Raw genomic sequence first — 13,656 nt, 5'->3', positions numbered from 1 at the left:
CCCATGAGCATTCGCCTGGGGATCGTCATGGATCCCATCGCCCAGATCAACTTCAAGAAGGATAGCTCGCTGGCCATGCTTCTGGCCGCGCAGGCTCGCGGCTGGTCTCTCTTCTATATGGAGCAGCGCGATCTCTACAGCAACGCCGGTCAGGCCCGCGCTCGCATGCAGCCGCTGCAGGTGTTCAACGACCCGCAGCGCTGGTTCGAGCTGGATGAGGAGAAAGACGCTCCTCTGGCCGACTTGGACGTGATTCTGATGCGCAAGGATCCGCCCTTCGATAACGAGTTCGTCTACTCCACTTACTTACTGGAGCAGGCCGAGCGCGATGGCGTACTGGTGGTCAACCGCCCGCAGAGCCTGCGCGACTGTAACGAGAAACTGTTCGCCACCCAGTTCCCTCACTGCATGCCACCGACCCTGGTCAGCCGCAGGGCGGACATTCTGCGCGAGTTCGCCGAAACGCAGCGTGACATCATTCTCAAACCCCTGGATGGCATGGGCGGTTCTTCGATCTTCCGTCACCGCGTTGGCGACCCCAACCTCTCGGTGATCCTCGAGACCCTGACTGCCCACGGCACCCAGCAGTGCATGGCGCAGGGCTACCTGCCGGGCATCAAGGACGGCGACAAGCGCATCCTGATGATCGACGGCGAGCCGATCCCCTACTGTCTGGCACGCATCCCGGCCCAGGGCGAGACCCGCGGCAACCTGGCCGCCGGCGGCCGTGGCGAGGCGCGTCCGCTGACCGAGCGCGACCGCTGGATTGCCGCCGAAGTCGGCCCGGTACTGCGCGAGAAGGGCCTGCTGTTCGTTGGCCTGGACGTGATCGGCGAGCACCTGACCGAGATCAACGTGACCAGCCCGACCTGCATCCGCGAAATCGACAAGGCCTTCGACACCCGCATCGGCGAGCGCCTTATGGACGCCATCGAGGGCAAGCTTGCAGCGCGCAAAGCTTGATCCAGGTGGCAGCTTGGCGCTTGCGGCTTGCAGGCGCCCAGCCCTAGCCGGCAGACTGCGCGGCAATTCGTAACCCGCACCCGCCAGATGAACGCAGCCTTGAAACCGCCGCCCGAACTGACCAGCTCCGGCATCCGCCCCGCGGATCGCCTGGGCTTCACCCTGTTCGTCGCCACCCTGCTGCACCTGGCGCTGATCCTCGGCGTCAGCTTCACCCTGGCCAAGCCCGGCGAGCTGAGCAAGACCCTGGAAATCACCCTGTCGACCTTCAACAGCGACAAGCAGCCGGACAAGGCCGACTACCTGGCCCAGCACAACCAGCAGGGCAGCGGCACCCTGGAGCACAAGGCGGCACCCAAGACCACCGAGCAGGCACCGTTCCAGGACAGCAAGGTCAACAAGGTCACCCCAGCCACCGCGCCACAGCCGACCCAGCGCAAGGAGGCGGTCGCCAGCAAGACGTCGCTGACCACCACCAAGCAGCAACAGCAGAAGGCCGCAACCAAACAGAAGGAAGAAGAGCCGCAGCCCGACGCCCAGCCAGCGCCAGTGTTCGACACCGCCCAGCTGTCCGCCGAGATCGCCAGCCTGGAGGCCGAACTGGCCCAGGAGCAGCAGCTCTACGCCAAGCGCCCGAAGATCCACCGCCTCAATGCCGCCTCGACCATGCGCGACAAGGGAGCCTGGTACAAGGACGAGTGGCGCAAGAAGGTCGAGCGGGTCGGCAACCTGAACTATCCAGAAGAGGCTCGCCGCCAGCGCGTCTACGGCAGCCTGCGCCTACTGGTGTCGATCAATCGCGACGGCACCCTGTATGAAGTGCAGGTACTAGAGCCCTCCGGCCAGCCGGTGCTGGACCAGGCCGCCTTGCGCATCGTGCGTCTGGCCGCGCCCTTCGCGCCCTTCACCGGCGACCTGGCCGACATCGACCGCCTGGAAATCATCCGCACCTGGCGTTTCGAGCGCGGCGACCGCCTGTCCAGCAACTGATCGGCACTGCGGCATTTCCGCCCGACGCTTGAAGCCGGCGCCGTCAGGGTCGAAACTAGCGACCATGAAAACCGCCGTCAGCTACCTCAAGCATCACTTCCTGATCGCCATGCCGCACATGGCCGATCCCAACTTCGCGCAGACCGTCACCTACCTGGTGGAGCACAATGAACAGGGTGCCATGGGCCTGGTGATCAACCGCCCCAACGGCCTCAACCTGGCCGATGTGCTGGAACAACTGCGCCCCGACGAGACGCCCCCCGCCCTCTGCCAGAGCCTGCCGATCTTCGCCGGCGGCCCGGTGCAGACCGATCGCGGCTTTGTCCTGCACCCGGCGGGACAAAGCTTCCAGGCCACCCTGGAGCTGGGCGAGCTGGCCCTGTCCACCTCTCAGGACGCGCTGTTCGCCATTGCCGATGGCAGCGGCCCGGCCAAGCACCTGATCACCCTCGGCTACGCCGGCTGGGAAGCCGGTCAGCTGGAGACCGAGCTTACCGACAACGCCTGGCTGACCTGCCCGGCCGACGCCGCCATCCTCTTCGACACCCCCGCCGAGCAGCGCCTGGGCGCCGCAGCCGCACGTCTGGGCATCAACCTCAGCCTGCTTACCGCCCAGGCCGGCCACGCATGAGCGTCACGCCGCGTCTGCTGCTGGGCTTCGACTACGGCACCAAACAGATCGGCGTCGCCGTCGGCCAGGCCATCACCGGCCAGGCCCGCGAACTCTGCGTGCTCAAGGCGCAGAACGGCGTGCCGGACTGGCAGAAGGTCGAGGCGCTGATCAAGGAATGGCAGCCGGACGCCATAGTCGTTGGCCTGCCACTGAACATGGACGGCACCAAGAGCGAGATGAGTGAACGCGCCGAGAAGTTCGCCCGCCGCCTCAACGGCCGCTTCAACCTGCCGGTGCATACCCACGACGAACGCCTGACCACCTTCGAGGCCAAGGGCCAGCGCCTGGCCCAGGGCCAGCGCGGCGGCTATCGGGACAACCCGGTCGACGCTCTGGCCGCCGCTCTGCTTCTGGAAGGCTGGCTGGAACAGAATCTTTCGAACTGATTGCGAGGAACGCCATGACTCTGCCCGATCCCCAACAGCTGCTGCCGCGCATGGCTGGCGACCTGCAGGCGCTGCTCAAGCGTCGCGGTGTCGAGCAGGTGCACTTCATCGGCATTCGCACCGGTGGCGTCTGGGTCGCCGAGGCGCTGCTGCGCGAGCTGGGCCTGGAGCAACCGCTCGGCACCCTCGACGTATCCTTTTACCGCGACGACTTCACCCGCAGCGGCCTGCACCCCCAGGTGCGCCCCTCCGAGCTGCCGTTCGAGATCGAGGACCAGCACCTGGTCCTGGTCGACGACGTACTGATGAGCGGCCGCACCATCCGCGCCGCGCTAAACGAACTGTTCGACTACGGCCGCCCGGCCAGCGTGACCCTGGTCAGCCTGCTCGACCTCGATGCTCGCGAGCTGCCGATCCACGCCGACGTGCTCGGCGCGACCCTCGCCCTGGCCCCCGAGCAACGGGTAAAATTGTCCGGCCCCGCGCCGCTCACCCTCGAGCTGCAAAGCCTTTCCGCCTAGGAATACCCCATGCCCACCGACGCCAAGCGCTCGCTGCAGCTCAACGACCAGGGCCAGCTGCGCCACTTCCTCTCGCTCGACGGCCTGCCCCGCGAGCTGCTGACGGAAATCCTCGACACCGCCGACTCCTTCCTCGAAGTCGGCGCCCGCGCGGTGAAGAAGGTCCCGCTGCTGCGCGGCAAGACCGTGTGCAACGTGTTCTTCGAGAACTCCACGCGCACCCGCACCACCTTCGAGCTGGCGGCCCAGCGCCTGTCGGCCGACGTGATCAGCCTCAACGTGTCGACCAGCTCGACCAGCAAGGGCGAGACCCTGTTCGACACCCTGCGCAACCTGGAAGCCATGGCCGCCGACATCTTCGTCGTGCGCCATGCCGACTCCGGCGCCGCGCACTTCATTGCCGAACACGTGTGCCCGAACCTGGCGATCATCAACGGTGGCGACGGCCGCCACGCACACCCGACCCAGGGCATGCTCGACATGCTGACCATCCGCCGCCACAAGGGCGGCTTCGAGAATCTCTCGGTGGCCATCGTCGGCGACATCCTGCACTCGCGGGTGGCGCGCTCGAACATGCTGGCGCTGAAGACCCTGGGCTGCCCGGACATCCGCGTGATCGCGCCGAAAACCCTGCTGCCGGTCGGCATCGAGCAGTACGGGGTGACCGTCTACAGCGACCTGGCCGAAGGCCTCAAGGACGTCGACGTGGTGATCATGCTGCGCCTGCAGCGCGAGCGCATGCAGGGGGGCCTGCTGCCCAGCGAAGGCGAGTTCTACCGTCTCTACGGCCTGACCGAGCAGCGCTTGAAACTGGCCAAGCCGGACGCCCTGGTGATGCACCCGGGGCCGATCAACCGCGGCGTGGAAATCGAATCGGCGGTGGCCGACGGCCCGCAATCGGTGATCCTCAACCAGGTCACCTACGGCATCGCCATCCGCATGGCCGTGCTGTCGATGACCATGAGCGGCCAGAACGCCCAGCGCCAACTGAATGCCGAGGAGCACAACTGATGCGCATGCGAATCCTCGGAGCCCGGGTGATCGACCCAGCCAGCGGCCTGGACCAGGTCCGCGACCTTTACCTGGACGGCGGCAAGATCGCCGCCTTCGACCAGGCGCCGGCCGGCTTCGTCGCCGACCAGGAACTGGACGCCCGCGGCCTGATCGCCAGCCCCGGCCTGGTCGACCTGTCCGTGGCCCTGCGCGAGCCGGGCTACAGCCGCAAGGGCAATATCGCCAGCGAGACCCTGGCCGCCGCCGCCGGTGGCATCACCAGTCTGTGCTGCCCGCCGCTGACCAAACCGGTACTGGACACCCCGGCCGTGGCCGAGCTGATCCTCGACCGCGCCCAGGAGGCCGGGCACACCAAGGTCTTCCCCATCGGCGCGCTGACCAAGGGCCTGGCCGGCGAGCAGCTTGCAGAGCTCGTTGCATTGCGTGACGCCGGCTGCGTGGCCTTCGCCAACGGCCTGGCGCCGCTGGCCAACAACCGCACCCTGCGTCGCGCACTGGAATACGCGGCCACCTTCGACCTGACGGTGATCTTCCATTCGCAGGACGCCGACCTCGCCGACGGCGGCCTGGCCCACGAAGGCGCCACCGCCAGCTTCCTCGGCCTGGCCGGCATTCCGGAAAGCGCCGAGACCGTGGCCCTGGCCCGCGACCTGCTGCTGGTCGAGCAAAGCGGCGTGCGTGCGCATTTCAGCCAGATCACCAGCGCCCGCGGCGCCGAGATGATCGCCGCCGCCCAGGCCCGCGGCCTGCCGGTGACCGCCGACGTGGCCATGTACCAGCTGATCCTCACCGACGAGGCGCTGCTCGGCTTCTCCAGCCTGTACCACGTGCAGCCGCCGCTACGCACCGCGTTCGACCGCGACGGCCTGCGCGAGGCAGTGAAAAACGGCGTGATCGGCAGCATCGCCAGCCACCACCAGCCCCATGAGCCGGATGCCAAGCTGGCGCCGTTCGGTGCCACCGAGCCGGGCATCAGCAGCGTCGAGTTGCTGCTGCCGCTGGCCCTGACCCTGGTGCAGGACGGCCTGCTCGACCTGCCGACCCTGCTCGCCCGCCTCACCAGCGGCCCGGCCAAGGCCCTGCGCCTGCCCGCCGGCCGCCTGGCCGTGGGCGCCCCGGCCGACCTGCTGCTGTTCGATGCAGAGGGCCAGACCCTGGCCGGCGAGACCTGGCGCTCCAAGGGCGGCAACTGCCCGTTCATCGGCCATTGCCTGCCGGGCCAGGTGCGCTACACCCTGGTGGACGGGCGTCTCAGCTATCAGGGCTGAACGCCCGGCCATGAAAAAAGCCCGCCGATTGGCGGGCTTTCTTCTATGTGAACAACAACCTGCTTGAAGGCTCGCGAGCTAGAGAAAAACAAGGCGGAAGTGGGCTGAGGAAGCGGACTGAGCTCGCACTCGAGTTTACGAAATGGTAAATGAGCATTCCGACCGGGCTGGCGATCCAGGCCACCTCCAACGCAGTTTTTTCCGACGCGCAGCAGGCTTTAAGCAGGTTCTCAGGCGCGCGAGGCGTTCTTGATCGAGACCTGGGTATTCAGGGTCCAGAAGTCGTAGAGCACGCCGAGCAGGAACAGGCCGCCGGTGAGCAGGTAGATGATCCCGGTGATCCACTTGCCCTGGTACATGCGGTGCACACCGAACACGCCGAGGAAGGTCAGCAGGATCCAGGCCACGTTGTAGTCGGTGTCGCCGGCGGTGAAGCGCAGATCGGCCTCGCGATCCATGGCCGGGATCAGGAACAGGTCGATGATCCAGCCGATAAAGAACAGGCCCAGGGTAAGGAACCAGATGGTCCCGGTCACCGGCTTGCCATAGTAGAAACGATGCGCACCGAGGAAGCCGAAGATCCACAGCAGATAGCCGATGACCTTGCTGTGGGTGTCCTGTCGTTGCATGTGAACTCCTTGCGTGATGAAAAACCGCGTTGCCGACAACCGGCCGCCGCGAGCGCTTGCGCCCGCAAGCGATTGAACAAATACTGTATGCAAATACAGTATTTGGCTATCCATGGAACTCATCGACAAGCTAACCGTATTGGCCGACGCGGCCAAGTACGACGTGTCCTGCGCCAGCAGCGGCGCCCCCAAACGTGACTCGCGCGGCAAATCCGGCCTGGGCGCCACCAACGGCATGGGCATCTGCCACAGCTTCACCCCGGACGGCCGCTGCGTGGCGCTGCTGAAAATCCTGCTGACCAACTTCTGCCTGTACGACTGCCAGTACTGCGTCAACCGCCGCTCCAGCGACGTGCCGAGGGCTCGCTTCACTCCCGAGGAAGTGGTGCGCCTGACCCTGGATTTCTACCGGCGCAACTGCATCAGCGGCCTGTTCCTCAGCTCCGGCATCATCCGCTCGGCCGACTACACCATGGAACAGCTGGTGCGCGTCGCCAAGTTACTGCGCGAGGAGCACGAGTTCCGCGGCTACATCCACCTGAAGACGATTCCCGACGCCTCCCCCGAACTGATCGCCGAGGCCGGCCGCTATGCCGACCGCCTCAGCGTCAATATCGAGCTGCCCAGCGAGGCCAGCCTGATTCGCCTGGCGCCGGAGAAGAAGGTCGGCACCATCAAGCAGGCGATGGGCACGATCCGCCTCGGCGTCGACGAGGCCAGCGAGGAAACCCGTGGCCCGGCGTTCGCACCGGCGGGGCAGAGCACGCAGATGATCGTCGGCGCCGACGACACCGACGACCGCACCATCCTCGACACCGCGCAAACCCTGTACGGCGCCTACAAGCTCAAGCGCGTCTACTATTCGGCGTTCAGCCCGATCCCGCACAGCCCAAAGAGCGTGCCATTCCAGGCCCCGCCACTGTTGCGCGAACACCGCCTCTATCAGGCGGATTTCCTGTTGCGCGGCTACGGCTTCAACGTCCAGGAACTGATCGCCACGCCGGGCAACCTGGCCCTGGATATCGACCCCAAGCTGGCCTGGGCGCTGGCCAATCGCGCGCAGTTCCCGCTCGACCTCAACCGCGCAGAGCCGGCGATGATCGCCCGGGTACCCGGCATCGGCATGCTCAGCGCCAAGCGCCTGATCGACCTGCGCCGCCAGCGGCGCATCCGCTACGCCGACGTGGTGCGCCTGCGCTGCGCGATGGACAAGGTCAAACCCTTCATCGTCACCCAGGACTACCGCCCGCAGCAGGCCACCCTGGAGTCCGCCGTGCTGCGCCGCCAGCTCAGCGACACGCCAGCACAGATGGCCCTGTGGTGATGCACGCAGCGCGCTTCGATGGCAGCTTCGGCGGCTGGCGCAGCGAGGCCCGCCGTCTGCTGCAGGCGGGCGTCCCACCGCATGCGGTGAACTGGCAAGCGGGCAAGGATGACGGCAACCTGTTTGCCAGCCTTGTGCCAGAGCCGGTACAGGCTTCGTCGCCGCCCGCACTGCTCATCCCACGTGAGCTGCCCGAGCTGCTGGAAAACGCCGCACGCTTTCGCGCCGAAGACCGTTGGGCGCTGCTGTACCGGATTCTCTGGCGCGTCAGCCAGGGCGACCGCGCCGCCATGCTGGCTGGCGACAGCGATGGTAGCGTGCTGCAGCGCCGCCTCAAGAGCGTGTATCGCGAAGCCCACCATATGCATGCCTTCCTGCGCTTTCGCCAGCGCCCGGCCGAAGCCGGAGCGCCGGCCTTCGTCGCCTGGCACGAACCGGCCCACGACATTCTGGAAATCGCCGTCGAGCATTTCGCCGAACGCCTGGGCCGCGCCACCTGGCTGATCGCCACACCGGATGCCGCAGCGCTGTGGGATGGCTCGCAGATGCGTATCCTGCGCCCCTGCCCTATTGAGCTGCGCGAACTGGCGCGGGGCGCAGAAGACCCCGGTGCCGAGCTGTGGCTGGCCTACTACGGCGCCACCTTCAACCCGGCGCGACTCAACCGCGATGTACTGGAAAGCAACATGCCGGTACGTTTCTGGAAGGACCTGCCCGAGGGCCCGCTGATCCCGCAGCTGATGAGCCAGGCACGCGCCGGCCAGCAGCGCCTGGCACAGACCGCCAGCGTCGGCGAGCGCGCGGGCAAGGAGGTACTGATCGCCAGCGACAGAGCCCAGCCGCAGCGCGCGCCCAGCACCTCACTGGAGGATTGCCGTGGCTGTGACATCTGGCGTGGCGCTACCTGTGTGGTACCCGGCGAGGGTCCGCACGATGCCCGGATCATGCTGGTCGGCGAGCAGCCGGGCGATCAGGAAGACCTGGCCGGGCGCCCCTTCATCGGCCCCGCCGGCCAGGTGCTGCAGCGCGCGCTGGCCGAGGCCGAACTACCTCGCGAGAGGGTCTACCTGACGAACGCGGTGAAGCACTTCAAGTGGCTTCCGCGCGGAGGACCGAACAGCCGCGCCGCCACGCGCCTGCACGCGACGCCGAAACCGGGAGAGATAAAGGCCTGTCGCCGCTGGCTCGGCGAGGAGCTGGAACAAGTGGCACCGCAGGTGGTGGTGGCCCTCGGCAAGACGGCACTGGCAGCACTGCTGCAGACGTATGAGCCGCAACGCCTGCGACTGGCGGACTTCGCCGAGCCGTTCAGGCACGAGGAGCACTGGCTGGTGGTGGCGCCGCATCCCGCAGCAGTGCTGCGGGCGGGCGATGGCGGCGAACAGCGTTTCGATGAGCTGGTCGCCGCCTTGACTCGGGCGCGCCAGCTCGCGCCGGCGGCAGGCTGATCAGCGGAAGCGCCGACCGGGATCTTCCTCGCTCGCCTGCAGGCTGAGGCCTTCGCTCATGCTGGTCAGGTGATCGCCGTCGGTTTCCGAGCCCAGCTTGATCAGCAGGCGCAGGTCGTTCGCTGAGTCGGCGTAGAGCAGGGCGTCCTCGTAGGTGATCTCGCCCTGGGTGTAGAGGTTGTACAGCGCCTGGTCGAAGGTCTGCATGCCCAGCTCGGTGGAGCGCTTCATCAGGCCCTTGAGCTCGTGCACCTCGCCCTTGCGGATCAGGTCGGCAGCCAGCGGGGTGTTGATCAGCACCTCGATCACCGCGCGGCGACCCTTGCCATCCGGGGTCGGCACCAGTTGCTGGGCGACGATGGCCTTGAGGTTGAGCGACAGGTCCATCCACACCTGGTTGTGTCGATCCGGTGGGAAGAAGTTGATGATCCGGTCCAGCGCCTGGTTGGCGTTGTTGGCGTGCAGCGTGGCCAGGGCCAGGTGACCGGTCTCGGCGAAGGCCACGGCGTAGTCCATGGTCTCGCGGGTACGGATCTCACCGATCAGGATCACGTCCGGCGCCTGGCGCAGGGTGTTCTTCAGCGCCACCTCGAACGACTCGGTATCGATACCCACTTCGCGCTGGGTGACGATGCAGCTCTGGTGCTGGTGGATGTATTCGATCGGGTCTTCGATGGAGATGATGTGGCCGCTGGTGTTCTTGTTGCGGTAACCAATCATCGCCGCCAGCGAGGTGGACTTGCCGGTACCGGTAGCACCGACGAACAGCACCAGACCGCGCTTGGTCAGGGCCAGCTTCTTCAGCACCTCGGGCAGCTTGAGGTCGTCGATGGTCGGGATATTGGTCTCGATGCGACGCAGCACCATGCCGGCCAGGTTGCGCTGGTAGAAGGCGCTGACCCGGAAGCGGCCGACGCCGCGGGCGCTGATGGCGAAGTTGCACTCGTGGTTCTCGGCGAACTCGCGGCGCTGCTGCTCGTTCATCACCGAGTGCACGGTCTCGCGGGTCTGCTCCGGCGACATGGGGTTCTTGGTCACCGGCATGATCTTGCCGTTGACCTTCATCGACGGTGGCACGCCAGCGGTGATGAACAGGTCGGAACCGCCCTTCTCCACCATCAAGCGCAACAGCTTTTCAAATTCCATCGTTCCCGCCCCGCATCTCTCGTATGCGGCGACCGCTTAGGCGGCCGCCTCTTTGTTGTTAGAAGTTTTCCGGCGTCTTGGCCTTCTCGCGGGCCGCCTCGCGGCTGACCAGGCCCTTGGACACCAGGCCCTTGAGGCAGTTGTCGAGGGTCTGCATGCCCAGCGCGCCACCGGTCTGGATCGACGAATACATCTGCGCCACCTTGTCCTCGCGGATCAGGTTACGGATCGCCGGGGTACCGATCATGATCTCGTGGGCCGCCACGCGGCCGCCGCCGATCTTCTTCAGCAGGGTCTGCGAGATCACCGCCTGCAGCGATTCGGACAGCATGGAGCGAACCATGGATTTCTCCTCGGCCGGGAACACGTCGACCACGCGGTCGATGGTCTTGGCGGCGGAGGTGGTGTGCAGGGTGCCGAACACCAGGTGACCGGTTTCCGCTGCAGTCAACGCCAGGCGGATGGTCTCGAGGTCACGCATCTCACCGACCAGAATGATGTCCGGGTCTTCCCGCAGGGCCGAACGCAGGGCTTCGGAGAAGCCGTGGGTATCGCGGTGCACCTCGCGCTGGTTGACCAGGCACTTCTTCGACTCGTGAACGAATTCGATCGGGTCTTCGATGGTGAGGATGTGGTGGTATTTGTTGCAGTTCAGGTAGTCGAGCATCGCCGCCAGGGTGGTCGACTTGCCCGAGCCGGTCGGACCGGTGACCAGCACCAGGCCGCGCGGCACGTCGGTGATCTTCTTGAACACCTCACCCATGCCCAGGTCTTCCATGCTCAGGACCTTGGAGGGAATGGTCCGGAACACGGCGCCGGCGCCACGATTCTGGTTGAAGGCGTTGACCCGGAAGCGCGCCACGCCAGGCACTTCGAAGGAGAAGTCGGTCTCGAGGAATTCCTCGTAATCCTTGCGCTGCTTGTCGTTCATGATGTCGTAGATCAGCGCGTGGACCTGTTTGTGGTCCATCGCCGGCAGGTTGATCCGCCGTACATCGCCATCGACACGAATCATCGGCGGCAGACCCGCCGAGAGGTGCAGGTCCGACGCGCCTTGCTTGGCACTGAAGGCAAGCAGCTCGGTAATATCCATGGGACTCCCCAATCACATGCAAGCAGGTAGAATGCCGCAGACCCCTGACGGGCGGGCTATAGAGCGCGAGTAATGTCCACGATAGCAGAGAATATTGCAAAGGTTCGCGAGCGTATCCGTGAGGCGGCGCAAGCCTCGCAGCGCGATCCGCAGGCAATCGGCCTGCTCGCCGTGAGCAAGACCAAGCCGGCGCAGGCAGTGCGCGAGGCGCATGCCGGCGGGCAGATCGACTTCGGCGAAAACTATCTGCAGGAGGCTCTGGCCAAGCAGGCCGAGCTGGCCGACCTGGATCTGGTCTGGCACTTCATCGGCCCCATCCAGTCGAACAAGACCAAACCGATCGCCGAGCACTTCCACTGGGTGCACTCGGTGGACCGCCTGAAGATCGCCCAGCGCCTGTCCGAACAACGCCCCGCCCATCTGCCACCGCTGAACATCTGCCTGCAGGTGAATGTCAGCGGCGAAGCCAGCAAGTCCGGCTGCGCCCCCGAAGAACTGTCCGAGCTGGCACAGGCGGTTACACAACTGCCAAGACTGCGCCTGCGCGGATTGATGACAATCCCCGAACCGAGCGACGATCCGCAGGCCCAGCGCGCGCCCCTGGCCCGTCTGCGCCAGCTGCGCGACGCGCTGAACCCGGACCTCGACACCCTGTCCATGGGCATGAGCCAGGACCTGGAGGCCGCCGTCGCCGAAGGCGCCACCTGGGTGCGCATCGGTACCGCGCTGTTCGGTGCCCGCGACTACGGCTCGTCCTCCCTATAAAGGAAGCATGTACATGACTCATCCGCGTATCGCCTTCATCGGCGCCGGCAACATGGCCGCCAGCCTGATCGGCGGCCTGCTGGCCCAGGGCATCCCGGCCGGCCACATCCGCGCCAGCGATCCGGGTGCCGAGCAGCGCGCCAAGGTCGCCGCCGAATACGGCATCCAGCTGTTCGAGAGCAACGCCGAAGCCATCGCCGGCGCCGACGTGGTGGTCCTGGCGACCAAACCGCAGGCGCTCAAGGGCGTATGCCAGGCCCTGGCGCCCAGCCTGCAGCCGGGCCAGCTGATCGTCTCCATCGCCGCCGGCATCACCTGCGCCAGCCTGAGTGCCTGGCTCGGCGACGTGGCCATCGTGCGCTGCATGCCCAATACCCCGGCGCTACTGCGCCAGGGCGTCAGCGGCCTGTACGCCAACTCGCAGGTTTCCGCCGCCCAGCGCCAGCAGGCCGAGCAGTTGCTGGCCGCCGTGGGCCTGGCCCTGTGGCTGGACGAAGAGCAGCTGATCGACGCCGTCACCGCTGTCTCCGGCAGCGGCCCGGCGTACTTCTTCCTGCTGATCGAGGCGATGACCGCCGCCGGCGAGAAACTCGGCCTGCCGCGTGACACCGCCGCTCAGCTGACCCTGCACACCGCCCTTGGCGCCGCGCGCATGGCCACCGAGAGCGACGTCGAGGCTGCCGAGCTGCGTCGCCGCGTCACCTCGCCCAACGGCACCACCGAGGCGGCGATCAAGACCTTCCAGGCCGGCGGTTTCGAAGCCCTGGTGCAACAGGCCCTGGACGCCGCCGCCAGGCGCTCCGCCGAACTCGCCGAACAACTGGGTCAATAAGGAACTTCCATGTCCGGATTCGCTGAAGCCCTCATCTATATCATCCAGACGCTGGGCAGCCTGTATCTGCTGATCGTCCTGCTGCGCTTCATCCTGCAGCTGGTACGCGCCGACTTCTACAACCCGCTCAGCCAGTTCACGGTGAAGGCCACCCAGCCGCTGCTCAAACCGCTGCGGCGAATCATCCCCGGCTTTGGCGGCCTCGACCTGGCCTCGCTGATCCTGGCGATCCTGGTGCAACTGGTGCTGATGGTGGTGGTCGTGCTGATCGCCGGCGCCAACCCGGTCGCTATCGGCCTGCAGCTGCTGGTGTGGGCAATCATCGCGGTGACCTCGCTGTTCCTGAAGATCTTCTTCTTCGCCATGATCATCAGCGTGATCCTTTCCTGGGTCGCCCCCGGTAGCTACAACCCGGGCGCGCAGCTGGTCAACCAGATCTGCGAGCCGCTGCTGGCGCCGTTCCGCAAGCTGATCCCCAACCTCGGCGGCCTGGATATCTCGCCGATCTTCGCCTTCATCGCACTGAACCTGCTGGACCGCTTCGTGATCGGCAACCTGGCCACCATGACCGGCATGCCGGCAATCCTCAGCCCCTTCATCTGAG

General features: G+C 66.2%; 15 protein-coding genes. 12 read left to right on the top strand and 3 right to left on the bottom strand.

The genetic code is table 11. From position 1 onward, the window contains the following. Nucleotides 1-3 precede the first annotated feature (3 nt). The 7 genes from gshB to IB232_RS13490 all read left to right on the top strand — a co-directional run bounded on the left by gshB (nucleotide 4) and on the right by IB232_RS13490 (nucleotide 5,815). Complete coding sequence (gshB, locus tag IB232_RS13520; protein ID WP_192399143.1) at nucleotides 4-963, top strand: glutathione synthase; 960 nt, start codon at nucleotides 4-6, stop codon at nucleotides 961-963. Nucleotides 964-1,050: 87 nt separating this feature from the next. Further along, the gene (locus tag IB232_RS13515; RefSeq protein ID WP_192399142.1) at nucleotides 1,051-1,953 is read left to right on the top strand and encodes an energy transducer TonB; all 903 of its coding nucleotides are present in this window, start codon (nucleotides 1,051-1,053) and stop codon (nucleotides 1,951-1,953) included. 64 nt (nucleotides 1,954-2,017) lie between these two features. Then, nucleotides 2,018-2,584: a YqgE/AlgH family protein gene (locus tag IB232_RS13510; protein ID WP_192399141.1), complete on the top strand. Its 567-nt coding sequence runs from the start codon at nucleotides 2,018-2,020 to the stop codon at nucleotides 2,582-2,584. Next, nucleotides 2,581-3,012, top strand: coding sequence for a Holliday junction resolvase RuvX (ruvX, locus tag IB232_RS13505; protein ID WP_192399140.1), 432 nt, complete (start codon nucleotides 2,581-2,583; stop codon nucleotides 3,010-3,012). Before IB232_RS13510 ends, ruvX begins: the two co-directional genes overlap by 4 nt. Before the next feature lie 14 nt (nucleotides 3,013-3,026). Beyond that, the gene (pyrR, locus tag IB232_RS13500) at nucleotides 3,027-3,533 is read left to right on the top strand and encodes a bifunctional pyr operon transcriptional regulator/uracil phosphoribosyltransferase PyrR (protein ID WP_192399139.1); all 507 of its coding nucleotides are present in this window, start codon (nucleotides 3,027-3,029) and stop codon (nucleotides 3,531-3,533) included. Between the two features lie 9 nt (nucleotides 3,534-3,542). Beyond that, nucleotides 3,543-4,544, top strand: a complete 1,002-nt coding sequence (locus tag IB232_RS13495; protein WP_192399138.1) for an aspartate carbamoyltransferase catalytic subunit — start codon at nucleotides 3,543-3,545, stop codon at nucleotides 4,542-4,544. Continuing rightward, entirely contained in the window at nucleotides 4,544-5,815 is a 1,272-nt protein-coding gene (locus IB232_RS13490; RefSeq protein WP_192399137.1) for a dihydroorotase, read from the top strand. The genes IB232_RS13495 and IB232_RS13490 overlap by 1 nt, the downstream gene beginning before the upstream one ends. 230 nt (nucleotides 5,816-6,045) lie before the next feature. Here the strand turns inward: IB232_RS13490 and IB232_RS13485 are convergent, their stop codons facing one another. Then, nucleotides 6,046-6,444 (bottom strand): NINE protein, encoded by a 399-nt coding sequence (locus IB232_RS13485; protein WP_192399136.1) that lies wholly within the window; start codon nucleotides 6,442-6,444, stop codon nucleotides 6,046-6,048. A gap of 112 nt (nucleotides 6,445-6,556) precedes the next feature. Between IB232_RS13485 and IB232_RS13480 the strand changes: the two genes are divergently transcribed. Both IB232_RS13480 and IB232_RS13475 read left to right on the top strand, forming a co-directional pair. Further along, nucleotides 6,557-7,768: a putative DNA modification/repair radical SAM protein gene (locus IB232_RS13480; protein WP_192399135.1), complete on the top strand. Its 1,212-nt coding sequence runs from the start codon at nucleotides 6,557-6,559 to the stop codon at nucleotides 7,766-7,768. Further along, a complete protein-coding gene (locus IB232_RS13475; RefSeq protein ID WP_192399134.1) occupies nucleotides 7,768-9,216 on the top strand; it encodes a UdgX family uracil-DNA binding protein in 1,449 nt (482 codons plus the stop codon). Before IB232_RS13480 ends, IB232_RS13475 begins: the two co-directional genes overlap by 1 nt. On the opposite strand, the gene IB232_RS13470 is transcribed toward IB232_RS13475, so the two are convergent. Continuing rightward, nucleotides 9,217-10,362, bottom strand: coding sequence for a PilT/PilU family type 4a pilus ATPase (locus IB232_RS13470; RefSeq protein WP_192399133.1), 1,146 nt, complete (start codon nucleotides 10,360-10,362; stop codon nucleotides 9,217-9,219). Nucleotides 10,363-10,420: 58 nt separating this feature from the next. Next, nucleotides 10,421-11,455, bottom strand: coding sequence for a type IV pilus twitching motility protein PilT (locus IB232_RS13465; RefSeq protein WP_192399132.1), 1,035 nt, complete (start codon nucleotides 11,453-11,455; stop codon nucleotides 10,421-10,423). 72 nt (nucleotides 11,456-11,527) lie between these two features. Between IB232_RS13465 and IB232_RS13460 the strand changes: the two genes are divergently transcribed. From IB232_RS13460 to IB232_RS13450, 3 genes are read left to right on the top strand one after another with little or no spacing between them, the layout of a single operon-like run. Beyond that, complete coding sequence (locus tag IB232_RS13460) at nucleotides 11,528-12,220, top strand: YggS family pyridoxal phosphate-dependent enzyme (RefSeq protein WP_192399131.1); 693 nt, start codon at nucleotides 11,528-11,530, stop codon at nucleotides 12,218-12,220. Between the two features lie 13 nt (nucleotides 12,221-12,233). After that, nucleotides 12,234-13,052, top strand: a complete 819-nt coding sequence (gene proC, locus IB232_RS13455) for a pyrroline-5-carboxylate reductase (RefSeq protein ID WP_192399130.1) — start codon at nucleotides 12,234-12,236, stop codon at nucleotides 13,050-13,052. A gap of 9 nt (nucleotides 13,053-13,061) precedes the next feature. After that, nucleotides 13,062-13,655 carry a YggT family protein gene (locus IB232_RS13450; RefSeq protein ID WP_192399129.1) on the top strand — a complete coding sequence of 198 codons (594 nt, stop codon included), beginning with the start codon at nucleotides 13,062-13,064 and terminating at the stop codon, nucleotides 13,653-13,655. Nucleotide 13,656: the final 1 nt, after the last annotated feature.

The sequence above is a fragment of the Pseudomonas sp. PDM15 genome (assembly GCF_014851565.1).
Lineage (GTDB): Bacteria > Pseudomonadota > Gammaproteobacteria > Pseudomonadales > Pseudomonadaceae > Aquipseudomonas.
The sequence above is the reverse complement of the archived record's forward strand: the minus strand, read 5'-3'. Positions and strand labels throughout refer to the sequence as shown.

What these genes read in the sequence shown, in the direction of transcription:
- gshB (WP_192399143.1), top strand. Translation starts at nt 4, where the DNA reads ATGAGCATTCGCCTGGGGATCGTCATGGATCCCATCGCCCAGATCAAC.
- IB232_RS13515 (WP_192399142.1), top strand. Translation starts at nt 1,051, where the DNA reads ATGAACGCAGCCTTGAAACCGCCGCCCGAACTGACCAGCTCCGGCATC.
- IB232_RS13510 (WP_192399141.1), top strand. Translation starts at nt 2,018, where the DNA reads ATGAAAACCGCCGTCAGCTACCTCAAGCATCACTTCCTGATCGCCATG.
- ruvX (WP_192399140.1), top strand. Translation starts at nt 2,581, where the DNA reads ATGAGCGTCACGCCGCGTCTGCTGCTGGGCTTCGACTACGGCACCAAA.
- pyrR (WP_192399139.1), top strand. Translation starts at nt 3,027, where the DNA reads ATGACTCTGCCCGATCCCCAACAGCTGCTGCCGCGCATGGCTGGCGAC.
- IB232_RS13495 (WP_192399138.1), top strand. Translation starts at nt 3,543, where the DNA reads ATGCCCACCGACGCCAAGCGCTCGCTGCAGCTCAACGACCAGGGCCAG.
- IB232_RS13490 (WP_192399137.1), top strand. Translation starts at nt 4,544, where the DNA reads ATGCGCATGCGAATCCTCGGAGCCCGGGTGATCGACCCAGCCAGCGGC.
- IB232_RS13485 (WP_192399136.1), bottom strand. Translation starts at nt 6,444, where the DNA reads ATGCAACGACAGGACACCCACAGCAAGGTCATCGGCTATCTGCTGTGG.
- IB232_RS13480 (WP_192399135.1), top strand. Translation starts at nt 6,557, where the DNA reads ATGGAACTCATCGACAAGCTAACCGTATTGGCCGACGCGGCCAAGTAC.
- IB232_RS13475 (WP_192399134.1), top strand. Translation starts at nt 7,768, where the DNA reads ATGCACGCAGCGCGCTTCGATGGCAGCTTCGGCGGCTGGCGCAGCGAG.
- IB232_RS13470 (WP_192399133.1), bottom strand. Translation starts at nt 10,362, where the DNA reads ATGGAATTTGAAAAGCTGTTGCGCTTGATGGTGGAGAAGGGCGGTTCC.
- IB232_RS13465 (WP_192399132.1), bottom strand. Translation starts at nt 11,455, where the DNA reads ATGGATATTACCGAGCTGCTTGCCTTCAGTGCCAAGCAAGGCGCGTCG.
- IB232_RS13460 (WP_192399131.1), top strand. Translation starts at nt 11,528, where the DNA reads ATGTCCACGATAGCAGAGAATATTGCAAAGGTTCGCGAGCGTATCCGT.
- proC (WP_192399130.1), top strand. Translation starts at nt 12,234, where the DNA reads ATGACTCATCCGCGTATCGCCTTCATCGGCGCCGGCAACATGGCCGCC.
- IB232_RS13450 (WP_192399129.1), top strand. Translation starts at nt 13,062, where the DNA reads ATGTCCGGATTCGCTGAAGCCCTCATCTATATCATCCAGACGCTGGGC.